We start from the raw sequence: 24,374 nt of genomic DNA, 5'->3' as shown, positions 1-24,374 counted from the left end.
GCTTCCTTCAGACCCCACCGTTAGCCAGTGACGCCCTTGCCATTCGGATTATCTTCCCCTCAATCAGGGTGATCTCACTCTCTTGCAAGTGAGCGGGTTTGCCTGCTTTGCTGGGCAAACAAAAAAATTTTTGCATAGAATAAATGCAAAAAAAAAGCCAATGGCACTATTAAGATGACATTGGCTGATTCGATTTAGAAACGCTTAGGTTAGATGGCGCACACACTTTAATAATACCAATGAGTGCGCGTCGAGTTGGATACAATCTTTTACGTTCTTATGCATAGCAGCTAACTGGCCAGTATTGCAGGCAGTATTTATCTTCATTTTCCAAGCTAAACCTTTCTCCAAAACAGGCAAACGGCAGCCAATCTGGTAACTAGATGCATTGAAGATTAAAAACCAGTGCTCACCGCACTCAATCGCTTCATGTAATTCAAGTGCAATTGCCTGTGAGTTAGATGCATGCCAATCCACGTCTTCCATTAAATAACCATCAGGGTGATACCATTTGACAAGATCGGAATTCTCACAACGCCCGATACAATCATCGCTTAAAGCGATACTTGCGAACATGCGAGATTCCTGTCGTAATTTTATGATCTCACTAGTAAAGTCTAATAAGCGTTGATCTACAACACTTATATCCCAGTCTAACCAACTTATTTTATTATCTTGGCAATAGGCATTGTTATTACCTGACTGACTATTTCCCATTTCATCACCAGCCAAAAAGTGCGGCGTACCTTGGGATAAAAACAGGGTCGCAATAAGATTACGTTTTTGCTGCTGACGAAGTTGGTTGATGCGTTGATTTTCAGTTTCCCCTTCATGTCCATAATTTGCTGACAAATTATGACCATGCCCGTCTCTATTGTTTTCGCCATTATCTTCGTTATGACGCGATTGATAAGTGACCAGATCATTTAAGGTAAAACCGTCGTGATAGGAGATATAATTAACACTTGTAGAGTTAGAGCGATAACGCTTAGCAAATACATCTCGTGACCCTAATAAGCGGGTTGCAAGCTCAGCAACATGCCCTGTATCGCCACGCCAAAAAGATTTAAGTGTGTCACGATAACGATCATTACACTCCAACCAATCACTTGGGAAACCACCTAAGCGATACCCTCCCGGACCGATATCCCATGGTTCCGCAATTAATTTTACACGACTTAAGACGGGATCTTGTAATAGTGCTTTAAAAAAAGCACTTTGTTCATTAAAAGCGCCATTTTCGCGCGCCAAAGTAACAGCAAGATCAAAACGGAATCCGTCTACTTGCATCTCTGTTACCCAATAGCGCAAAGAATCAAGTGCGAGCTTTAATGACCATGAATAATTCAGATTGACAGTATTTCCACAACCTGAATGGCTGCTATAATCGTTATAATTTCGGCTATTACCAGGAGATACTTGCTCAAAACTGTAGTAATTTTGATTATCAAAACCTTTTAAACTGATAATTAAACCATCAGTTCCCGATTCTGCCGTATGGTTATAAACCACATCCAAAATAACTTCAATTCCCTCGGCATGAAGTTCTCTCACCATTGTTTTGAATTCATTGACTGCGTCAAATTGAGCATAACGGCAATCTGGAGAGAAAAAGTTAATGGGGTTATAACCCCAGTAATTTGTTAACCCTAGTGAAGCAAGTCTTGGTTCGCTCATAAAACTAAATATAGGCATTATTTGTAAGCTAGTAATACCTAATTTTTTATAATGCTTAATACTCTCTATATCTGAAAGCCCGAGATACTTACCACGCTTTGCTAATGCTATCTTCTTATTAAGCTGACTAAATCCTTTTACATGCACTTCATATAGAATGCGATTATGAGCTGATATTTTTGGTTTCTTGACATGCTGCCAATCAAAATGATCGTCAACTACTATAGACTTAACGACCTGTGAGTCGTCGTTGTCACTTTGTGCTTGCTTAAAACTGTGCTGCACGCGACTCAATGCGCGTGCATATGGATCAATTAATAAATTATTGTCATTAAAGAGCAGCCCTTTTTCGGGCTGATAATCGCCATGCACACGATATCCATATAACTGTCCAGCTTTTACTTGCTCGATGAAAATGCTCCACATATTTCCTTGTTTGACTTCTAAGGGATAACTTGCGATCTGCTTTTCATATTTATTGAATAAACACAATTCAACTCGGTATGCACCCAAGCTGTAAACCGAAAAATGACATCCAGCTTCATCTAGATGAGCACCTAAAGGCAAAAATTGCCCACGTGATGCCGAAAATGGATGATTATCTTTATCCAATTCAAGTAATTTGTCGTTCAATTATTTTTCCTTCTTTTGTAAATAAACAGTTGATAATGGTGGTAAATTTATAACTAATGAATACGGTTTACCTTGCCATGGTTGATCTTCCGCAACAAACACACCTAATGAATCACCCATACTAAAATTGCTGCCCCAGTAGTAATGACTATCTGTATTTAGAATCACTTCATAATTGCCTAGGTCAGCTACTGCAACTCGGTAACCTTCTCGGGGAACCGGTGTAAAGTTAGAGAGACAAATAACATGTTGATCTTGTTTTAAGTTATGACGAACGAAAGAGAAAATACTATTTTCACCATCAGAATGATCTAACCATTCAAAACCTTCTTGCTGATAATCAGCTTCAAATAACGCTGTATTGGATTTATATAGGTGATTAAGATCCGATACAAGTTCTTGTTGGCCTTTATGTTTATCAAATTCGAGCAAGTCCCACTCTAGTTCTTTGTTATGATTCCACTCAGATGTTTGTGCAAATTCAGTGCCCATAAAGTTTAATTTCTTACCTGGGTGGGCATACATATATCCCATATAAGCACGTAAGTTTGCTGCTGCTTGCCATTCATCACCGGGCATTTTATCAAGCATACTTTTTTTACCATGAACAACTTCATCATGTGATATAGGTAAAACAAAGTGCTCATTGTAGTGGTATACCATCGCAAACGTCATCTCATGGTGATGATATTTACGGTACATTGGATCTTCTTGCATATAACTTAATGTGTCATGCATCCAGCCCATATTCCATTTAAACCCAAAACCTAATCCGCCATCAAAAGTGGGCTTGGATACACCAGCAAAGGCTGTCGATTCCTCGGCAATAGTCATCGCATTGGGGTATTGGCGATAAACCTCTTCATTAAACCATTTGAGTAAACTAATCGCTTCGTAGTTGTGATTTCCGCCATCCACATTCGGCACCCACTCGCCCTCATCACGAGAATAGTCCCAATACAACATAGAAGCCACGGCATCTACACGTAAACCATCGACATGGAATTTATCAAGCCATATTAATGCACTTGCAACAAGAAATTGGCGGACATTATCACGACCAAAATCATAAATGTAAGAGTTCCAATCAGGGTGCCATCCTCGGCGTGGATCTTCGTATTCATATAACGGTGTACCATCAAAACGTGCTAAACCATGCGGATCCGCAGGGAAATGAGCGGGTACCCAGTCAATAATAATACCAATTCCAGCTTGGTGACACTGGTCAATAAAGAACTTAAGATCATCCGCATCACCGAAACGACTAGTTGCAGCAAATAGTCCAACGGGCTGATAGCCCCAAGATCCATCAAATGGAAACTCCGAAATTGGCATCACTTCAAGGTGCGTATAGCCCATATCTGCGAGGTATGGAATTAACTCATCCGCTAATTCTCGATAGGTTAGCATACGCTCAACGCCATCTTCAAATTTGCGCTTCCAAGAGCCTAAATGCACTTCATAGATACTCATTGCGCTAAAGCGTTTATCACCTGTTTGCGATGCTTGCCAAGCCTGATCGTGCCATTGATAGGCATCATGATCGACAACAATAGATGAATGGGAGGGATACTGCTCAGCTTGGAAGCCAACAGGATCGGCTTTGTGTGGTAAGCGATTACCTAAGCTATCTTTAAGCTCAAATTTATAAGCACAACCAATACGTAAGTCAGGAACAAAAATAACCCAGTGGCCACACCAGCTCCGCTGCATTGGATGACGTTGCCCATCCCAATAATTGAATTCAGTAAGCAGACTCACACTTGAGGCATTGGGTGCATAAACGATAAAACGCACACCGCTAATCTTTTTATCTTCACAAGTAATGGTTTTTAATTGTGCGCCTAATGTTTTATAGACATTTTGTGGTGCTTCGTGCAATGTTGATAAACCATCGAAAGCAATATCATGAAATTGGTATGGGTCCACAAAACGATGACTACCATCTTTATAAGTGGCATTGAGTTCATAAGTAAATTTGTCTGCTAATTCAATTTCAAACAATCCTGCATCATCAACTTTTTTAAGCTGAGTGGTAGCAGTCTCAGAACCAATTGCAAATAGCTCCACGGTAATGGCATCTGGCAACCAAACTCGTAAGATAAACCCCTTTCCAGTAGGGGCTGCTATAATACCCAAACGTTCAAAAGGATTATCTAACCTGGCTCCTTTAAGTAAAGAAATTAAAGAAACATGTTCCGCACGCAGTGTGTCTTTTTGACTGACTGCATTGACTTGTTTTTTTTCAGTCTTTTTGCTTACTTTTTTAGTCATAATGTTAGGATCCAATTATTATTTTAGTCACTTATATCAAGCAAACTTAGAAATACTGTGTGCAGTATTTCCAAGTATGTATAATACTGCGCTTTATATTTTTCGAGCTAGCGTTATATCCGACAGCAACGTCTTTATTTGCTGATTTTCAAATAGCGGCTCTATATTTTGAGATAGCTTACGTTGCCAGTTTCGGTATTCGTTACTTGTGCCTGGTACGTTAACTGGTTTATCCATTTCTAAAAAATCTTCTAACTGAAGACTTAATAATGCTGATGTGCTTTTTGCTAGGTGAACCTGCAGCGCAAAGTTTAGCGTTTGGTCCATTCCTACGAATGCAGCATCTCGAGGATAGTCAGCAGGTAAACTTCCATGACCATGTAAACTATTTAATATTTGTTGTTTGCAAACTAAGCGATCTCTTAATAAGCCCTCGTAAACATCTTGTTTTGGATATAAGCCTAATTCACGACCTAAATGCAGATCTTCACAATGCCAAAAGCCCTTAATCGTAGGCATGTCGTGTGTGGCAAGTGTTGCCATCGCTTGATCAGCATAATGAGCGGGTGAAATATAACCACCATCATCAGCCTGCTCAAAGAAAAATACTTTATAAGAGTAAACACCGGCATCTTTCAATAAAACATCAATACCATCAGGTACAGTACCCAGATCTTCACCAATGACCAAACACTCATTGCGTACGCTTTCAAGTGCTAATAAGTTAAGCATATCTTCAACTGGATAATAGACATATGCGCCTTTTTCTGCACTCGCGTTATCAGGCACCCACCATAAACGTAATAAAGCCATCACGTGATCAATTCGTAATGCACCACAGTGGCTCATATTAGATTGTAATAATTCAATGAATGGCTGATAAGCAGCCTCTTGCAATTGTTCAGGGGCGATGGGTGGTAATCCCCAACTTTGCCCTAGAGGACCTAAAACGTCTGGGGGCGCGCCAACACTAATGTGCTCACAGTAAAGAGCATGGTTAGCCCAAATTTCAGAACTACTGATACCGACACCAACAGCTAAGTCACGGTAAATACCCAGAGTCATACCCAATGATTTGGCTAATTTATCCGCTTCTTGCAATTGTAATTCTGCAACCCACTGCGTGTAGCACCAGAATAAAACTTCTTGAAGGTTTTCTTTAATCCAGGTCTGTGATGCTTCGCTTTGGAATGACTGGAACGCTTCAGGCCAAACAGGCCAGCCCCAAGAATTCGCATCTAATGCTAAAAAGTGGAACTGTAATGCATCATAACTTGCTTGCTGCGTTAATGATTCCCCCTTCTCTTTTACATACTGATTGAATGCGGCTTGGCGCTTCTTACTTTTTACACTGCCTTCATTTAATGTCGCAAATAGTTCTCTTAATGCAGTCAGTTTTAACGCTGTAACACCTTCATAATCGACCCATTCTGGAGCACGTAATGCAATTAACTCTTGTTTGAATTGCTCACTATTGATTCTAGCTTGTAATGTTTTGTTGCGAGCAAATTCATCTACCGCTGTAATATCGGTATATAAAATATTTAACCATTTTCTTGAAGAAGGACTATAAGGGCTAGAATTGTCTGGTTGCGATGGGGATAGCGCATGGATTGGATTTAAACCTATAAAATCGCCACCATTTTCTTTGGTTTTTGCTAACAGTGTTTTGAGATCACTAAAATCACCAATCCCCCAGTTTGCCTCGCTTTTAAGGCAATACAATTGAACACTTGTACCCCATATTTTCTCACCTTGGGTAATTGCTTCAGGTGAATAGCAACGAGAAGGTGTGATGATCAAAGACATCGTTGCTAATGCTTCAGCAATATCTTTTTCGTAAATAGCCAAAGAATGGTAGCCGATGGGTAAATCAGCTGCTATCTCAACTTGATAACATTGAAATTCAAGATCAGAAATTTCTTTTGTAGCAACCAAGGGAAAAACTGTTGCACAAATAGTCTGCTCAATTTCACTCTTATCTTCTAAAGTGATCTTATAAATTAACGGATCAGCCGCTGAATCAATCGGTAAACGAACCTCAAATTGATAAGTCTCATTTTTCTGTAAAACTGAAACAGGCGGTAGTGGAGAAAGCCAATGCTGTTTTTCTTTTTCGTTAAAATGTGTAATTAAAGCCGAATCGTCTGCTGCATCGAACCCCATTTTTCCTATTATATTGCGAATATTCTCTTCTGAGACTTTTGCTGGGTTACCCCATGCATCAACAAAATTGGGATTTATACTTTTTAATCCCATAAACATATCTAAAGTTGAACTGGCCATTAACACACCTATTTTAATTTTCTTGAAATTCTAAATTTATAATTATAATTATATTTATATTTATATTTATATTTATCAATAATCAAACTGAACGCAGCTTTGATTATCCCCCATATGTAAAGATATCTTTATATCATATTTTAAAGTAGTGTAAATTTATTACCTAAGTCAATATGTGTAAATTAAGTACGCCGCACAATAAACGAATAAAGTGTTTATATATTTGATTTTCATGATTTAGCGCAATTAATATAAAAACCGTATTTTAGCATAGTTAATGCCGATACATGACCACTTAGCAAATAAATAACCCTAACAATAACGAGCTTAATCCTTAATTATTATTCACTTCAGGAGCCTTGAATGATTTCTCATCTCACTTTACAAAACAAACAGATATTGACTAACACCGTAAGCCTACAGGTTGATGCGCAGGGCCATGAGTTTTTAATCATTGCACATGAAAATTTCAATGCTGCCTTTGCACTGCATGGCGCCCACTTACTGCATTTTCAGTTAAAAGGACAACCACCATTAATCTGGTTAAGCAAGACGGCTAACTATGACGAGAAAAAAGCGATCCGCGGCGGTGTGCCAATCTGCTGGCCGTGGTTTGGTGCGGCGGATAAATCCTTAGGTAATGACCTACCTGCCCATGGATTTGCCCGTACCAGCAAGTGGTCTCTTAAAAATATCAATGAATTAACTCATGGTTTAGAAATTGAGCTGCTATTAAAAGACAGTCTGCAAACACGTAAAATTTGGCCCTACCCGTTTGAATTGACTTTAAAGGCAACATTAACTGATACTCTAAAATTAGAGTTAATCAGTAAAAATAGCGGTAAAAAAGCATACTTATATGGTGCAGCACTTCATACTTACTTCAATATAAGCGCCCCCGAATCGTGCCTCTTAAAAGGGTTAGCCGAGCAGTACCAAGATAAGCTAGACGCAGGGCATTTACGCAAAGGCGAGGCAAGTTTACAAATACAAGGGCCTATCGATTCTATTTACACTAAAGCATCAGCAGCCATCGCTCTTATTGATAATGGTTTTAAAAGGCAGATAAATATTAGCAATTCAGGTAACGACTCAGACGTAGTTTGGACTCCCTGGGTCGAAGGTGCTAAAGCATTTACTGATATGCCTGATGATGGGTATAAGCAAATGCTTTGTGTTGAATCTACGATTACTCGTCCAGAGGGGCAAATCGTAGCACCTAATCAGGTACATATTTTAAGCACGGTTATCGGTCAGTCCTGATGGTAATGACTTAATCATAACCAGTTAATTGCTATTTATGATCCTTTTGTTACCATAATATGAATGTAATGATCATATCTGACAGCGAATCCATTCGATATGGCACTAATATCGCTGTTTCGCTTTCTTTTCTGTGTATTAGCACATAAAATGCTGTGGTAATTTAATTACATAAATTGTTTTTTTAAACAATTGATGAATCAAAAAGTGGTTTTTAAGCTTTTATTCTTCAATTTTTACTTACTCAAAACAATTAACTTGACTAACATCAAGTTCTAGGTGCTTTTGACACCTATAATGATGACAAGTTTTAAAATCAAACCATCCATAAGGATCTAAAAATGACAATTAAAATCGGTATCAACGGCTTTGGTCGTATCGGACGTTTCGTATTTCGTGCTGCCTGTGAACGTGCAGACGTAGAAGTTGTTGCAATCAATGACTTAATCGACGTTGATTACATGGCTTACATGCTTAAATATGACTCAACACACGGTCGTTTCAACGGTACTGTTGAAGTAAAAGACGGTAACCTTATCGTTAACGGTACTACAGTACGTGTTACTGCTGAACGTAACCCTGAAGATCTTAAATGGGACGAAGCAGGCGTTGAAGTTGTAGCTGAAGCGACTGGTCTTTTCCTTACTGACGCAACAGCTCGTAAACACATCACAGCTGGCGCTAAAAAAGTTGTTCTAACTGGTCCTTCTGGCGACGTTCCAATGTTCGTTAACGGCGTAAACTTTGCAAAATATGCTGGTCAAGATATCGTTTCTAACGCTTCTTGTACTACTAACTGTCTAGCTCCTATTGCTAAAGTTCTTAACGACAAGTGGGGCATTGAATCTGGTCTTATGACTACTGTTCATGCAACTACTGCAACTCAAAAAACTGTTGACGGTCCTTCTATGAAAGATTGGCGTGGTGGTCGTGGTGCTTCTCAAAACATCATCCCATCTTCAACTGGTGCAGCTAAAGCAGTAGGTAAAGTTCTTCCTGAACTTAACGGTCTTCTAACTGGTATGGCTTTCCGCGTTCCAACTGCTAACGTTTCTGTTGTTGACTTAACTGTTAACCTTAAAACTTCTGCTACATATGAAGAAATTTGTGCAGCAATGAAAGCAGCTTCTGAAGGCGAAATGGCTGGTGTTCTTGGTTACACTGAAGATGCTGTTGTTTCTACTGACTTCAATGGTGAAACACTTACTTCAATCTTTGATGCTAAAGCGGGTGTTGCACTAACTGACAAATTCGTTAAAGTTGTATCTTGGTACGACAACGAAATCGGTTACTCTAACAAAGTTCTTGACCTAATTTCTCTTATCTCTAAATAAGATTCGTTAGTCAAAACAATGTTAAAAGCCTACGTTTACGTGGGCTTTTTTGTGTCTGAAATAAAACTGATGGCCTCCAGTAAACAGAATCTTTTTACTGGACAAAAAAAAAGAGCCTTTCGGCTCCTCATTTTCGAACCAATATCAACCTAGTTGCTATGAAATTTTTCACAAGCAAAGAGTGTATTTTCAATCAAGGTGGCCACGGTCATTGGCCCGACACCACCAGGCACTGGAGAGATCCAAGCTGCGCGCTCTTTTGCCGCTTCAAAATCAACATCACCCACAATTTTACCATTATCTAAGCGGTTGATGCCGACATCCAGAACAATAGCACCCTCTTTTATCCACTCTCCGGGAATGAAATTCGCCTGACCACGAGCAACAACTAATACATCCGCTTGCTTTACATAATGTTCTAAATCTTCGGTAAAGCGATGACAGCATGTTGTCGTGCATCCGGCTAATAACAGTTCAAGAGTCATTGGGCGGCCAACTATATTCGACGCACCAACCACGACAGCATGTTTACCTTTAATATCGACACCAATAGACTCTATCATGCTGATCATTCCGCGCGGTGTGCATGAACGCAGGAGGGGAATCCGTTGTGCTAAGCGGCCGACGTTGTACGGATGGAATCCATCGACATCTTTATTCGGAGTAATTCGCTCTATGACTAAGGTTTCATCAAGGCCTCGAGGTAATGGGAACTGCACTAAAATGCCATCAATCATTTGGTCGGCATTAAGCTCATCAATTAATGCTAATAGTGCTTCTTGACTGGTCGAACTCGGCAGGTCGAATGCTTTTGAAGCAAACCCAACTTTTTCACAAGTTCGGCGCTTACTTTGTACATATATCTGTGAAGCAGGATCGCCGCCAACCAAAATAACTGCCAGCCCGGGCACACGTAACCCTTTTGCTACCCGTGATCTAACTTTTTGTGCAACTGTATCTGTAATGACGGCTGCAATTGCTTTTCCGTCTATGATTTGTGCAGACATTGAACAACTCTCTAATAGTGATAGTTACAATTTTAGCTATTGTCGCAAAACAATCAGCGGATGTCACATGAATCATCGCCGAGCCAGCTGATTTTATCTTTTCTATTTTAAAATTAAGATCATATACTAGCGAATTGATCGGCTAGCCCGTTAATTGACTCATGTAGATAATTTAATGCAAACACCAAACTCAATGTTTATTTATAAGAACACGCTGCGTAAACTCATTTCCGACTCAAATATTCACTCTGGGTTGCGTGTATTGATAGCGATGACAATCACCTTTATTCCAGCCCTAAATAGCAATCTACTGCACTTTTTCAATCAAAACAGCCTGCATATCTCCATCTCATTATGTTTAGGAGTGATGGCAAGTGCGATTGTAGAAACAGATGATAACTACAAGGGGCGTGGTAAATTTATTGCAGCCATCGTGCTTTGCTTTTTTATCGCATCGAGCAGTGTGGAGTTGTTAATGCCCTTTCCGATACTCTTTGCATTAGGTTTATTTATTTCAAGTTTTGCTTTTATGATGCTTGCAGTTTTAGGTACACATTACAGCAAAGTTGGGTTCGGGGCTGTTTTAATTGCAATTTACACCATGATTGGTTATCAGAGCGGCATCAACTGGTATGAACAGCCGCTTTTGTTATGTCTTGGGGCGCTATGGTACGGGCTATTTTCAATAGTTTGGAATTATTATAGCCCCTACCGCTCGCTGCGTGAGCAATTAGCACAGCTCTTTTTCTCCTTAAGTCGTTATCAACAGCAAAAATCTGCACTTTTTAATGAAAAAGAGGGAACCAGCCGAGAGGGTATTTTTTCAGTTCGCCAACAACTGGCAATACAAAATATTTCTATTATGGCGCGCTTTGAACAATCTAAGCGGATTATTGAATCTCGTTTCCAAGTATGCCAACAGCAAACTGAGCTAGATAAATTGAATAGTTACTATTTTATTGCAGAGCAGATCCATGAGAGGATCAGTGCAAGTCAATATTTATATAGCCAACTTGAAAGTACTTTCGGGCAGAGTCAAATTTTAGAAGGTTACCATCAACTTCTATTACAGTTAAGCGAAGACTGTTTTCAACTGGGTATGGCAATTAATGATAAAAAAAGATACTGCCATAGTCGTCGCCTAAAATGGACTGTTAACGCCCTATCGGATCAACTTTATCTGCTTAAGCAAAAATTACATTTTTCAGATAAGAATGAAGCAACACAAGCACTACAGGCTATTTATGAAAACCTGAAGGGTATTGACAGACTGTTATTGTCGGTCAGCCAAGCGCAGCAAACTGAAGCTCCTATTCTCTCCCTAACAGAGGAAATACAGTCTAACCGGTCGGGTTTTAAACAACTGTTAAGTGCTATGACAGCAACAAACCCGATCTTTAAACATGCCGTTAGAATAAGTGTGAGCTTAGCTGCCGCATTCTTTCTTCAGCATCTTTTGAAGTTACCACAGGGATTTTGGTTGTTATTGACCGTACTCTTTGTCTGTCAGCCCAGTTTTAGCGAGACGCGTAAACGATTAGTGCAACGAAGTATCGGTACGCTACTTGGTGTTCTGCTCGGTTACCCTATCCTACTGTTAATTGATGGAATATTTGCACAAGTACTTTTATTAGTCTTTAGTGCATTCCTATTTTTTAACTATTTACGTACTAACTACGGTTTAGCCGTTATCTTTATTACCCTATTTGTTATGTTTCTATTTAACCTGCTAACCGGCACTGGGGTGGAGATTTTATCCGCGCGTATCGTTGAAACGATATTAGGTTGTGGATTGAGCATATTAGCGATCACCTTTATTTTTCCGGACTGGCAGTTCCAACGGTTCCCCTCATTAGTGAGTCAATTATTACTACTAAGTGGACGCTATTTCACACAAGTTAGTGACCAGTATCAGTATGGGCGCAGTGAAAATATTAACTATCGAATAACCCGTTTTAAAACATTTAGAAGTGATTCTATGTTAACCAGCGCTTGGCAGAGTATGCTGTTTGAACCAAGATCTAAACAGAAATTAACCAAAGAAGTTTATGCATTGGTTAACCGCTGCGATGCATTGGTTTCTTATATTGCCGCACTGGCTTCACATCGTCATAAAATGGATGATTTTGAAGAAAACATTGCATTGCAAGCTCTCATTAATGCGACTAAGAAGCAGATTTCAACAGCCTATAATCCGACCGATATTGATGATGGTGAACTAGAAAGTGCACTTCAAGAATTCAAATATCACGAAGCCAACTTATCAGGTAAGACCTTATTACTTGTCGAGCAGCTGCGCTTAATTGCGTTCACAGCTTTAGATATAAAGCTACTTTTGCAACAAGTTAATTTTGCCCGTAAGCGCAGCTAATGGCTGCAATGAGGTGTTTCTAAAGAAGCAAAACAGTGCGGGTCAAGGAAATACGACTGCAGCACAATAGGCAGAGGAAGTGTAAAATTAACGGACAAGTCATTACCAAGTTAGTGATACGTTGCGAAGGTCTAATGGCGCACTTGCGGATAACTAATTTGATTTGTCCCGATGTGACTTCAAGTTAGAAGATCAGACAGCCAAGGATGTTCTTCCCAACAACAAAGCAACACTAATCCCAGTCAAATTCATAATAAGCATCGATTGCTTGATCTAATCCGCTCGAAGCTTCAATGTAAAAACGCTTAAATATCTCATAGCGAATAGCTAATACCGTAAAACCATCAAATACTCCCACTCCATAGCTCAACTCAACGCCAGGAGCAATAGAGCCACTGATACCAACAGACTGATCATCTCCACTGCCACTTGAGGTCAATCCTAAATCTTTAATACCAAGCTGGTTACCAAAATCATTCATCACCCCCGCAGATTTATCTGCACCTAGATTGATTAACATACTGGCAATCTGACTATTGCCAATATTATCTGAACTGGCTTGTAACGATTTACCGCGCATAATGTAGGATAAGGCATCCTGCTGTGCCATAGCAGGATCAGAGAATATCACTAAGGATAATTCGTCTGGCGTGCCCGTAACACGCACGCCAGCAGTTACATTGTCTTCTATTTTATTAGGATCTCGTATTGCTTCGATAGAAAGGTAGGGTGAATCAGGTAAACCATTAAAAATAATTCTACTTTTTTGCAAAACAAGTTGCTGAGACAGAGCACGATAACTGCCTTCTACAAGATTTAACTCACCGTGTATAGTTAGATCTTTGCTACCGGCTTTACGTATTAACAAATTACCTGTAACCGTGGTGTTTAGGCCTAATGCTTCAACTTTTAATCGATCCCCAAGCTCAACGTTTAAATTGATTTTAATGGGCAAGCTAGCCGTTTTCTTTGGCACATCAGCATCGATCACGATAATATCTTTTGATACAGAAACAGCGCCTTCTGGTAGCTCTTTTACCGTTATTTTCCCCTTGTTAACTTTTATTTTTCCATTTAAAGCAATGTCATCAGCAATCAGCAAGTGCAGATCTGGGCTAACCAATAAGTCGATCTTATCATAATCAGAGAGTACTATATTATCTGCAAAAAGATGGATCTCGCCGGTTAATTTATTTATCCAGCTAAACTGCCCATTAATAGTTGCACGACTAGGCAGCTGTTCATTCTCAGTTGGCAGTGCGTGATTGATGATTTTCACCCCTTTTTTTATAGTACTACCAACGGCTGCAAGTGAACTATCAAGGAGATTCAAAGCCCCCCCTATCAGGCCATCTTGCTTGCTCTCTTCTTTACTTTGCAGTACAGATTGTCCCGTGTAGAAATGCCCTTGTACTTTTGCACTTCTATTTACAAGAGTAATAACTGCATTTAGGCGATTGATTTCAAGCGGTGAATCAAAAGTCGTGATGGCGCTATCTTGAATATTTATCTGCCCATTTATGAATGGGTTTGTTAATGGTCCGGTAATAGTTAATTCACTCTGCAGATGCCCAGTTAATTTTTCAATTTCAGGGATAAGGAGAGTAAAAGCAGAAAAATCAGCAAGCTCGAGATGAGCGCTTCCGTTGACTGTTGGCACCTTTTTATAAGGAAATATCTGTCCCTCAATGTTTGTGTTTATTAAATTTTCAGAATAAATCGTTGCCGATAAGTTGCCCATTTTGTCATTACTCGTGAGCTTGATATTAAATGTTTCAACTGGATAAATAACAAGTCCGCGCTTAGTTTTAGCAAGGTTAGCTTTAATTTCCATATTTTTAGAGAACACGCTAATATCAAATTGTGGTTTTGCTGTTTTAAACCATTTAATCTGACCATTGGCAGAAATAGCGCCTGCTATTTTAAGTTCGTTAGGTAAAAACAGATTAAGGCTAGAAAGCAGATACGAGTCAATATCAAATATCAGTTCGCCACGCTCACCGATATCCACTTTTTTAAAACACAATTTACCATTACCATCATTTTGATTGTCCGAGGATTGCCAGCAATGTGGCGTTAATTGCACACTATTATTTTTAATAGAGGCATCAATGGGGTTGATCAACGTTAATTGTTGATCAGGGAAATAGAGCCTAGCAGCGCTCAATGCACCTAACCACTTTTCATTTTCTTGAATAAGTTGAATTGTTAGATCACTAGAAATAGGTTCGCTGACCACAGAAAGATTTATTTGGTGCGCTTCAGTTTGATTTGAACTTCTCACATTTTCAATTTTGATATCAACATGATCTATTTTGTTATCTGCGACGGTCAGGTTATCTGCTGTGAGTTGTAACGTAAGTTTCGGTTTTCTAGCTGCGATAGCGACTCCTGAAAGTTTAACAGTATTTAATTTATTGCCTTGATAACTTAATCGCTCTCCTTGCAAAGTAGATTTTATCTGCATCGCCTCATTCGGACCTTGCAGATTCACTTCTGCGCTAATTTTTCCGCCACTACCAATAATCAGTTCACTCAAATCAGCAATCTGTATTTTAATATTCAAATCATTCTGCTGCGCAAGTCGACCATTAATGAGCACTTTATTTTCTGCGTTATTGACAATGACGCGCTTAAAAAAGATACCTTGCTGACTATCGCCCGTGACAGCACCACGCATTGCAAATGGATGAGCCAAAAATTGACCGCGAAGGTCAAGCTCAGGTACCGTAAATGACCACGATGGAGAATTTTTAGGATTTAATGTAACAGCTACATTTTGCTTAATAAGTCCTGAAAAATTGCCTGTATATTGTGTATTTAGCTGTGCCAAATCGATTTTATCTACAGCTAACTGCCCGCGCCATTTGATTGTCTCAGGCCAGCTTAATAAACCACTCAAGTTAACCGAACCATCTAATGTTTTAACACGAAGATATTGCAGATTTAACTGCTCTAGTCCTCCTTTTGCTTTTAAAGAGAGAGAACCTTTGGGGATATTTTGTAGCGCGTATTGAGTGCTAAAATCAATGCGGTAATCAGTTAAATTACCACTACTTTGCAACGCACCATTGGTCGATAAATATTGCACTTTACCGGTTAATGGCCAGCGGATTTGTTGCCAATCAAGCGCCACCGTATACGGTAGGTTTTCAGTAAACAAATCGACTACGGCGGTTAGCCTTAAAGACAGTTTATTAGATAAAAGTAGTTCAGTTTTTAATTTTGATAAGTCACCTGAACTCTTGATATCAAATAGTTGCCCAGATAATAATTGTACAGGTTGTAACGCCTCGATTTCCTTTACTTTCCCCTTTATGCGCATATTTAAGGGGTATTTTCCAATGAGTGTAATGTCGCCATTTAACTTGAAATCTGCTTCGGGTAGATCCATTTCAAAAGAGCGAATTGTTAATGATGGGCCAATCAAAGTAAACTGACTGGTTAATGAGTTTAACTCGAACAGCTTTTTGGCGCCCTGCTTTAGGGTGAAGTGGTGTAACTCAAGAGGATCCACAACTAAATTTATTGGTAACCGTATTTCCGGCAGATGATGTTGTAAAAGTAGAGCTGGAAATGATTCTGGGGACGGCTGCTTGTGCGTTTTTTTGCTCACTATGCTGTTGACTTTGCTGTCAGGTAAGCTTATCAGTAAGCCGTCGATAACTGTTTTTAGAGCGATCTCTTTCTTATATCCAACAACCTGCAAGTCTAAAGAATCTAAATCGATCCTTAAATCATCTACCTGTAAATGTATTTTCTGTAAATTTATTCCTTTAATATCAACCGCAATAGGCAGTTCAAATGCATTTCCAGTTGTACCTACCTCTTTGTCAGTCTCTGCTTGAACACGATTGCTAACGACAATTTTCGCATTACTGATATTGAATTCTTTTATACATACTTTATTGAATAGGCAAGACCAATCAAGCAGGTAACTTGCACTTTCTATGTGCATATTTAGCGACTCATCAATCCAACTTATATGAGAATAGCGAGGTGAATTAAATAAACTCCCCTGCTCGAGTTCAATTGAAAATCGGGGCTCAATTTTTTTAGCAAAATTAATCAACAGCTGATTTCCAGAATGGGTAAACAGCAGCGATCCGGAGATAAATAAAATAAAACAAACAGGAAACAACATAAAGATGATCGTTTTTTTTATAAAATAAAGCGCTTTAATCGTGACACTCATAATTCAGGACCTATCATAAAATGTAGAGCAATCGAATTGCTCGCATTGGTAAAAGGTTTCGCCACATAAATCCGAATCGGTCCAACGGGTGATGCCCAGACTGCGCCTATTCCGGTACTGGTTGAAATATCTTCAGAAAAATCATCTGTAGCAGTACCTGCATCAACAAAGAATGCCATTTTCCAATGACCATAAACTGGAATGCGATATTCTAGACTTGCTAATGCTAAGTATAAACCACCGACTAAATATCCAGCACTATCACTCGGTCCAATACTTTCATAATCATAACCGCGAACACTTTGATCTCCTCCAGTGAAAAAACGCATTGAAGAAGGCACATCGTCAATGGAGTCTGCATAGATAGCACCTAACTCAGTAGAGAGTAGTATTTGCTGGTCGCTGTAAGTGCGTAAAAATTTTGTTTGTCCATAAAACTTGACCAGATCGTCACTTGAGAACCACTTCTCGTTAGAGATGTCCATAGATAACAATTGTTTATCACCCCAATATGGATTCATTCCACCACGGCTACGAGTACGCCTAAAACTAATACCCGGGATAATTAATCGCGTTGTAAAATCGCGTTGTCCTTGTTGCCCATATTCATAATCATATTTGACAGAAACAGTGCGTAACCAGCTATTTGATAGACGCCAATGTCGATTCAAACTAGCAACATACTGATTAGTATCTGTATCATTTTGATTAACCTTTTTGTAGCCTGTTTGAATAGTAAGATAGTCATAAAGTGGATTTTTTAGTGGTATTTTATAAGTTAATGAAGCTTCCTGTTTAGGAATTGATGCAATAAGATTACCTTCGATAGCATGCCCATAACTATTTATCCAGGGACGCTCCCAACGAAATTTACCACGAATACCTTCGTCTGTGCTGTAGCCTAAACCGACGTTAAATGAATCTTCGGGCCGCATTGCCGCAATAACATTCAACGGAATTTGTAACGTTTGCTTATTATTAATCTCAGGTAACAACGTAATGTTTTTGAAATAGCCCGTTTCATTTATATCGGCATTAAATTTGCTTAATAGCAGAGAGTCAAATGGATCACCGACCTTAAAAGTTTGTAGTGAGCGGACCTGTTTTTCAGCGGGGAAGTCAGATCTAAAAATTAATTCTCCAAATTGATAACGCACACCACTATCAAACCAGAGGAACACGGTTGCGCTATTTTTTTCACTACTCACTTCAACTAGCGCTTTGTCATATCGCGCATCAAAATAACCGCGTTTTTGAGCAATGCTTTTGAGGCTACTTTTAGCGACTTCGTATTGCCCATGGTCTAAAATATCGTTTAATTTCAGTGGAAAATGCGCAAGTAATTTTTTAAAATGCGGATCATTTTCTCCTTCCCCCGCTAATTTAATATCCAACACATTAATCCGAGTTTGCACACCGGGGTTGATAGTGATAATGACGGTTTGTTTGCCGATATCACCTGATACTGTCATTTCCATTACGACTTGATAATAACCTAAAGCAATTAACGCCTCACGAGCAGATTCTTCAACACGCGTTAAGTACCTCTCATTATTCGCATCTCTAGGCTCACTTAACCCAGCCAAAAAAACCGATACATTAGTTTTCGCGTGCGCATCTGTCCCCTTAATATCAAATTCGACTTTGCACACAGCGACAGTATGAAAAAAGACAATTAGCAGTAAAAAGGGAAGTTTAAAAATATTCATTACAGTTTCTATTTATCCAACCCACTTACAATCGGGAGTGCTGTTTTGTATAAAAGTTAACGGCTATTATAATAGTTAAGCTTATCAATGTTGACGAAACAACCTTGAGTTAAAATTAATAGCTGATATATGTCTAATAACGAACAATCAGTCTGCTTTAACGGCCTGAGGCGTGGATATTGGCATTGGCTAACATTTACCTTGTTAGGAAGCTGCTACTTTACAGATCTGCAATAAAATTTCAAAGTGTTAATCGTTGATTTAGCGGCATAACATGCTAACAAATCAATTTAAAAGATGACGGGTGGCTTGGCGGGATGTTTAAAATAAAAAACAGCTGTGCATCGAAGCACAACTGCTTTTTAATCATAATATTGTAAAGTTAAAAGCGCTTACCGTTTTGCAGCGCTTCGATGCGTTTTTCAAGAGGAGGATGTGACATGAACAAACCCCCACTGCGTTTTCCTGAGATACCAAACGCCATTAAGCTCCCCTCTAAATGTGGTTCACTGCCTTTTTGTAAGCGTCTTAATGCAGCAATCATTTTGTCCTTACCCACCAATTCAGCCGCACCTGCATCCGCGCTAAATTCGCGTTGTCTTGAAAAGTACATCACAATCGTACTCGCTAAAACACCAAAGACCATTTCTAACAGAAAAACAATAATAAAGTAAGAGAAGCCATGGCCAGAAGACTCGTCATTATTATTGCTTAATGCGTTATCGATTACGCCACCCAATAAACGCGCAATAAAAATAACAAACGTATTAACCACCCCCTGAATTAAACTTAAGGTGACCATATCACCATTGGCAATATGGCTTATCTCATGCGCCAAAACAGCCTCAGCTTCATCACGTGTCATGGTGTCCAATAAACCGCTACTCACGGCCACCAATGCCTTGTTTTTATTCATCCCGGTGGCAAATGCATTGCTTTCAGGGGCATTGAAAATTGCAACTTCAGGCGCCGTAATACCCACTTTTTGTGATTGCACGTTAATAGTATTAACCAGCCAACGCTCCATTTCATTGCTTGGATGTTCAATAACGACAGCCCCCGTGCTGCGTTTTGCCATCCATTTGGAGATCGCCAATGAGATAAACGAGCCACCAAAACCAAAAACAGCTGCAAGCACCAGTAATCCACCGACGCTACGAGTGTCAACACCAGTAAAAGCAAAAATCAGATTAAGGACAATACCTAGCACTAAAATAACGGCTAAATTGGTCATTAAAAATAATGCGATACGTTTCATAGTCACCTCAAAAGTAATAATAATTTATAAAGACATAATATGACTAATATTACAATTTACAAGATAAATATAAATTATTTTTGTAAATAATTGCCTCCTCTGTAAATTTGATTTATCGTGTAATGCCATATAAATAAAAGGAAAGAAGCATGGCTTTAGCAAGTGCAAGACATATCCTCGTTAATTCAGAAGAAAGCTGTATTGAACTCAAACAACAGATAGAAGCTGGCAGTGATTTTGCTGATTTAGCAAAACAACATTCATCTTGCCCATCAGGTGCGCAAGGTGGTGCGTTAGGTGAGTTTGGACCCGGGATGATGGTCCCCGCGTTTGATAAAGTAGTTTTTAGCGCACCGATTGGTGTGGTACAAGGACCGGTAAAAACACAATTTGGTTACCATTTATTAGAAGTAACAAGCCGTAACGACTAACCTCTTTTGTACGGCATGCTGTTACTTCAAATCACAGCGAATCGCTAAATGGTGATATTCATTGCCAGAAAATCTTGATTTAGAGCCACTAGCTAATCAACCTTCTGCCTAGAATTTCATCATTTAACGTCATGCATTTTCTACATATTCAGGTGATATGAGCATAAATCAACAACGTCACATTGAAGTATTAAAAATAAGCACCTTGACTAAGCCGTTACAATATTATTTTCTGGCTGGATAAGCCCTTGCTGTATGAATGTAGAAAAGTGTTCAATCAATTTTGTTATGCTTGCTGGTAAGGTATCAAAATCAATATTATCAATGAGGTTTTTTATCTCGAGTCCCAATTCTGTATCACCTTGAATGGAGAGCCGACGCTGGAAAAATAGTGTATCAGGGTCTTCTTTTCGGCCAGCAATCAGAATTAATTCATTAACAGCAGCAGAAAAAGTAACATCGCTATGTTCACACTGTTCTTCGATAATCAATTTATCCGATGCATAACTTAAAAACCAAGTTAGCTTCAGATCTGTGATTTCTATTTTTAACCATTTATCTTGTAAAAATACTAAATCGCCCTCTTCAATTGCATCTGAAAACACCTTCCCTAACAAATCGGCAAGCATTTTTTTTTGTACAAAAAAAGGTAGTAAGGCACTCGGAAATGCAAGTACTTTGGGCGCGTTAGTAACCAGTTGATGGCGAATAGTTGTAAATGTAGATTTAAACATAGGAATTCTCGCTGCTTATAATCTTCATATTATAAGGGCAGACAAGCACAAAGATACTGGCCTAAATCAAAATTGTATTTATCTGTTAATTACTATGAGGATACCTGCCCTATATCAATAAAAGAATCTGTTGATTTTTTACAATTGCGCAGCTTAATATAGTTAGGAGCTTTAATGGAACTTCTCTGCCCAGCCGGTAGCTTACCTGCTTTAAAAAAAGCCATTGATTGCGGTGCTGATGCCGTTTACATCGGTTTAAAAGACGATACCAATGCGCGCCATTTTGCGGGTTTAAACTTTACTGATAAAAAACTTGTCCAAGGCGCGCAGTATGTTGCCGATCATCATAAACATCTGCATATTGCCATTAACACCTTTGCGCATCCTGGTGGTGAAAAACGCTGGCAGAATGCTGTCGACAAATGTGTTGATTTAGGTGCTAATGCAGCCATTATCGCGGATATTGCGACACTTGATTATGCGGCTAATAAATATCCCGAACTCGAACTACATCTGTCAGTGCAAGCGTCAGCGACAAACACTGCCAGCATTGCTTTTTATAAACAAAATTTTAATATCAAACGGGTGGTTTTACCTCGTGTTCTGTCTATTCAACAAGTAAAACAGCTATCTCGGAATACCGATATTGATCTCGAAGTTTTTGCTTTCGGGAGTTTATGTATTATGGCTGAAGGACGCTGTTATTTATCATCTTATTTTACCAGTGAATCACCTAATACGGTTGGCGCTTGTTCACCGGCTAAATACGTTCGTTATCAAGAAACTGATAACGGCCTAGAAAGCCGCTTAAATAATATTTTAATTGATCGGTATCAAAGAGGCGAAAATGCTGGATACCCAACACTCTGTAAAGGGAAGTTTATTGTCGATAATAACCTTTATCATGCCCTTGAAGAACCTACCAGCTTAAATACCTTGGCCATGCTACCTGAACTTATGGGGGCTGGGATCAGATCGGTCAAAATTGAAGGTCGTCAGCGCAGCACCGCATATGTTGAACAGATAACTCGCGTGTGGCGCGAGGCAATCGATACTTATCAAGCGGATCCCGATCACTATCAGGTCAAAGAGAGCTGGGATGAGACACTAGCAAATGTATCAGAAGGCAGGCAAACAACATTGGGTGCCTATCATCGTGATTGGCAATAAATTTAAGGAATGTAAGTGAAAATATCTTTAGGCCCCCTTCTCTATTACTGGCCAAAACAAAAAGTAGAAGATTTTTACCAACAAGCAATCACTAGCGAAGCCGATATTATCTATTTAGGTGAAACAGTGTGTAGCAAGCGTCGTGAATTAAAGTCACGAGACTGGATTGAGCTTGCCAAAGCCCTAGAGGGTCAAGGTAAAGAGATTATTCTTTCAAGTATGGCGCTTTTAGAAGCCCCATCTGAAGTGAAAGTATTACGTCAGCTTTGTGAAAATGGTGTCGTTAGCCTAGAGGCAAATGATGTTGGTGCTATTCAATTATTATCAGAAAGCAAACTGCCTTTTATTTGTGGTCCTGCCATTAACTGCTATAACGCCAGTGTTATTAAGTTATTTGTTAATAAAGGGATGCAACGTTGGGTGATGCCTGTCGAGCTATCTCGTGATTGGCTTGCCAAAACATTAACTGATTGTGAGGACTTAGGTATACGCAGCCAATTTGAAGTTGAAGTTTTTGCGCATGGTTTTATGCCTCTAGCTTATTCGGCACGCTGCTTTACGGCTCGCTCGGAAAACAAAGGCAAGGATGATTGTGAATTGTGCTGTATTAAGTATCCCAATGGCCGCATCACTACGACGCAAGAAGGTCAGCAAGTTTTTATTTTAAATGGTATCCAGACACAATCAGGCTACTGCTACAATCTACTTAATGATTTGCCCTCAATGCAGGGGATGGTGGATATTGCACGGATCAGTCCAACAGGCAGCGAAAGCTTTGCAACAGTTCAACAATTTAGAGACGCGCTTAATGGACAGGTAAACTACCTACCACTTGACAGTAAAGAATGTAATGGCTTTTGGCATCAAATAGCTGGGCTAGAAAAACACTAACAGCACCTTTCTGCCACGGTATATGTTTTAAAAACCGCAAAAAAGGGAGCTTAATAAGCTCCCTTGATATTATTCTATTTTTCAATAAACCTAAGCGACTTTCTGCTTTGCTTGTTTCTTGATTGGCATCACTTGCGCATCAATCTGACTACTAGGATTAAATTTATCGACAATTACGGCACAAGCCGCATCACCCGTTATATTTAGCGCAGTACGAATCATGTCAAAAATACGGTCGAGTGCAAATAATAAAGGTAATCCCTCAATTGGAATACCAGCAGCCAGTAAGACGGCTACCACTAGGAAGGAAGGACCCGGTACGCCCGCTTGGCCAATCGCTCCGATAGTTGAAGTCAAAATAATCGCAACATAAGCCGCAAAGCTAAGATCGATATTAAATACTTGAGCGAAAAAAACAGCAACTAAACCATAATAGATAGCATTACCGCTCATATTAATTGTCGCACCTAATGGTAGGACAAAAGAGGCAGTAGAATTAGAAATATTAAGATCCTTTTCTACCGTATCCATTGTAATAGGTAACGTCGCCATAGAGGATGCTGTCGAGAGTGCAACAGCTTGTGGGCGTTTCATCGCTGAGATAAATTGACTAACGGGCATATTTGAAAATAGTTTGATAAGTAATGGGTAAAAACCAAAACCAAAAATCAAAATGGCCCCTACATAAACAACAAACAGTTTCATAACGGTGGTCAATACATCAAAACCAAAGGTGCCTACCGCATCGGCCATCAGTCCAAATACACCAATAGGTGCAATACGCATCACCACGTTGATCATCCAAACAAAAGCATCAACCAAACCGTTAAGAATATTCAGTAAAGGTTCGCTACGTTTCTTCTCAACTTTTGATAGTGCAACACCTAAGAACAGGCAGAAAACCAATATTTGTAGAATATTCGCATTGTTTAGGGATTGAAAAACATTAGTGGGTATAATGCCTAATACGGTTTGGAAAAAACCAGGCACAGACCCTTTGTCTGCATATTCATTCCTGATTACCCACATTACTCAGCCAATATTGGATGAAAAGTAAACTATACTCATAACATACTCAAATTAGGAGTGTGAACATGAGTAAAAATAAAGTTCAACACCAGCATGGATATAGTTTGCCTGA

General features: G+C 39.3%; 14 protein-coding genes and 1 pseudogene. 6 read left to right on the top strand and 9 right to left on the bottom strand.

The window, feature by feature from the left end:
- Positions 1-204 precede the first annotated feature (204 nt).
- From glgX to malQ, 3 genes are all read right to left on the bottom strand, one after another.
- Positions 205-2,310, bottom strand: coding sequence for a glycogen debranching protein GlgX (gene glgX, locus KSO91_RS09985; RefSeq protein ID WP_238742816.1), 2,106 nt, complete (start codon positions 2,308-2,310; stop codon positions 205-207).
- Complete coding sequence (gene glgB, locus KSO91_RS09980) at positions 2,311-4,584, bottom strand: 1,4-alpha-glucan branching protein GlgB (protein WP_238742815.1); 2,274 nt, start codon at positions 4,582-4,584, stop codon at positions 2,311-2,313.
- A gap of 93 nt (positions 4,585-4,677) precedes the next feature.
- On the bottom strand, positions 4,678-6,870 hold the full coding sequence (malQ, locus tag KSO91_RS09975) for a 4-alpha-glucanotransferase (RefSeq protein WP_238742814.1): 2,193 nt from the start codon (positions 6,868-6,870) through the stop codon (positions 4,678-4,680).
- A 363-nt stretch (positions 6,871-7,233) separates the two neighbouring features.
- On the opposite strand from malQ, the gene KSO91_RS09970 reads away from it, so the two are divergent.
- Entirely contained in the window at positions 7,234-8,133 is a 900-nt protein-coding gene (locus KSO91_RS09970) for a D-hexose-6-phosphate mutarotase (protein WP_238742813.1), read from the top strand.
- Positions 8,134-8,474: 341 nt separating this feature from the next.
- Entirely contained in the window at positions 8,475-9,467 is a 993-nt protein-coding gene (gene gap / locus KSO91_RS09965) for a type I glyceraldehyde-3-phosphate dehydrogenase (protein WP_238742812.1), read from the top strand.
- Between the two features lie 149 nt (positions 9,468-9,616).
- Here the strand turns inward: gap and folD are convergent, their stop codons facing one another.
- Positions 9,617-10,474 carry a bifunctional methylenetetrahydrofolate dehydrogenase/methenyltetrahydrofolate cyclohydrolase FolD gene (gene folD / locus KSO91_RS09960; RefSeq protein ID WP_238742811.1) on the bottom strand — a complete coding sequence of 286 codons (858 nt, stop codon included), beginning with the start codon at positions 10,472-10,474 and terminating at the stop codon, positions 9,617-9,619.
- A 175-nt stretch (positions 10,475-10,649) separates the two neighbouring features.
- Between folD and yccS the strand changes: the two genes are divergently transcribed.
- Positions 10,650-12,845, top strand: a complete 2,196-nt coding sequence (yccS, locus tag KSO91_RS09955; RefSeq protein WP_238742810.1) for a YccS family putative transporter — start codon at positions 10,650-10,652, stop codon at positions 12,843-12,845.
- A gap of 232 nt (positions 12,846-13,077) precedes the next feature.
- Here the strand turns inward: yccS and KSO91_RS09950 are convergent, their stop codons facing one another.
- The 3 genes from KSO91_RS09950 to htpX form a co-directional block, all read right to left on the bottom strand.
- The gene (locus tag KSO91_RS09950; protein ID WP_238742809.1) at positions 13,078-17,040 is read right to left on the bottom strand and encodes a translocation/assembly module TamB domain-containing protein; all 3,963 of its coding nucleotides are present in this window, start codon (positions 17,038-17,040) and stop codon (positions 13,078-13,080) included.
- On the bottom strand, positions 17,037-18,749 hold the full coding sequence (locus KSO91_RS09945; RefSeq protein ID WP_238742808.1) for an autotransporter assembly complex protein TamA: 1,713 nt from the start codon (positions 18,747-18,749) through the stop codon (positions 17,037-17,039). Before KSO91_RS09945 ends, KSO91_RS09950 begins: the two co-directional genes overlap by 4 nt.
- Positions 18,750-19,131: 382 nt before the next feature.
- Positions 19,132-20,007, bottom strand: a complete 876-nt coding sequence (gene htpX, locus KSO91_RS09940) for a protease HtpX (protein ID WP_238742807.1) — start codon at positions 20,005-20,007, stop codon at positions 19,132-19,134.
- 149 nt (positions 20,008-20,156) lie between these two features.
- On the opposite strand from htpX, the gene KSO91_RS09935 reads away from it, so the two are divergent.
- Positions 20,157-20,438, top strand: coding sequence for a peptidylprolyl isomerase (locus tag KSO91_RS09935; protein ID WP_238742806.1), 282 nt, complete (start codon positions 20,157-20,159; stop codon positions 20,436-20,438).
- 209 nt (positions 20,439-20,647) lie between these two features.
- Here KSO91_RS09935 and ubiT read toward each other — a convergent pair whose 3' ends face one another.
- Entirely contained in the window at positions 20,648-21,172 is a 525-nt protein-coding gene (gene ubiT, locus KSO91_RS09930) for a ubiquinone anaerobic biosynthesis accessory factor UbiT (RefSeq protein ID WP_238742805.1), read from the bottom strand.
- 174 nt (positions 21,173-21,346) lie between these two features.
- Here ubiT and ubiU point away from each other — a divergent pair, with 174 nt between their 5' ends.
- Both ubiU and KSO91_RS09920 read left to right on the top strand, forming a co-directional pair.
- Positions 21,347-22,342 (top strand): ubiquinone anaerobic biosynthesis protein UbiU, encoded by a 996-nt coding sequence (ubiU, locus tag KSO91_RS09925; RefSeq protein WP_238742804.1) that lies wholly within the window; start codon positions 21,347-21,349, stop codon positions 22,340-22,342.
- A 15-nt stretch (positions 22,343-22,357) separates the two neighbouring features.
- Positions 22,358-23,233, top strand: a complete 876-nt coding sequence (locus KSO91_RS09920; protein WP_238742803.1) for a U32 family peptidase — start codon at positions 22,358-22,360, stop codon at positions 23,231-23,233.
- Positions 23,234-23,323: 90 nt separating this feature from the next.
- On the opposite strand, the pseudogene KSO91_RS09915 reads toward KSO91_RS09920, so the two are convergent.
- Positions 23,324-24,244 (bottom strand): annotated as a pseudogene (locus KSO91_RS09915) (dicarboxylate/amino acid:cation symporter); the annotation flags it as partial.
- Between the last annotated feature and the right edge of the window lie 130 nt (positions 24,245-24,374).

The sequence above is a fragment of the Psychromonas antarctica genome, from assembly GCF_022267535.1.
Classification (GTDB): Bacteria; Pseudomonadota; Gammaproteobacteria; order Enterobacterales; family Psychromonadaceae; genus Psychromonas; species Psychromonas antarctica.
This window is presented reverse-complemented; position numbering and strand designations above follow the sequence as displayed.

Excerpts from the sequence above, each read along its gene's own strand:
- gap (WP_238742812.1), top strand. The coding sequence starts at position 8,475 with ATGACAATTAAAATCGGTATCAACGGCTTTGGTCGTATCGGACGTTTC.
- KSO91_RS09945 (WP_238742808.1), bottom strand. The coding sequence starts at position 18,749 with ATGAATATTTTTAAACTTCCCTTTTTACTGCTAATTGTCTTTTTTCAT.
- glgB (WP_238742815.1), bottom strand. The coding sequence starts at position 4,584 with ATGACTAAAAAAGTAAGCAAAAAGACTGAAAAAAAACAAGTCAATGCA.
- ubiT (WP_238742805.1), bottom strand. The coding sequence starts at position 21,172 with ATGTTTAAATCTACATTTACAACTATTCGCCATCAACTGGTTACTAAC.
- KSO91_RS09935 (WP_238742806.1), top strand. The coding sequence starts at position 20,157 with ATGGCTTTAGCAAGTGCAAGACATATCCTCGTTAATTCAGAAGAAAGC.
- KSO91_RS09970 (WP_238742813.1), top strand. The coding sequence starts at position 7,234 with ATGATTTCTCATCTCACTTTACAAAACAAACAGATATTGACTAACACC.
- KSO91_RS09950 (WP_238742809.1), bottom strand. The coding sequence starts at position 17,040 with ATGAGTGTCACGATTAAAGCGCTTTATTTTATAAAAAAAACGATCATC.
- ubiU (WP_238742804.1), top strand. The coding sequence starts at position 21,347 with ATGGAACTTCTCTGCCCAGCCGGTAGCTTACCTGCTTTAAAAAAAGCC.
- folD (WP_238742811.1), bottom strand. The coding sequence starts at position 10,474 with ATGTCTGCACAAATCATAGACGGAAAAGCAATTGCAGCCGTCATTACA.
- malQ (WP_238742814.1), bottom strand. The coding sequence starts at position 6,870 with ATGGCCAGTTCAACTTTAGATATGTTTATGGGATTAAAAAGTATAAAT.
- yccS (WP_238742810.1), top strand. The coding sequence starts at position 10,650 with ATGCAAACACCAAACTCAATGTTTATTTATAAGAACACGCTGCGTAAA.
- htpX (WP_238742807.1), bottom strand. The coding sequence starts at position 20,007 with ATGAAACGTATCGCATTATTTTTAATGACCAATTTAGCCGTTATTTTA.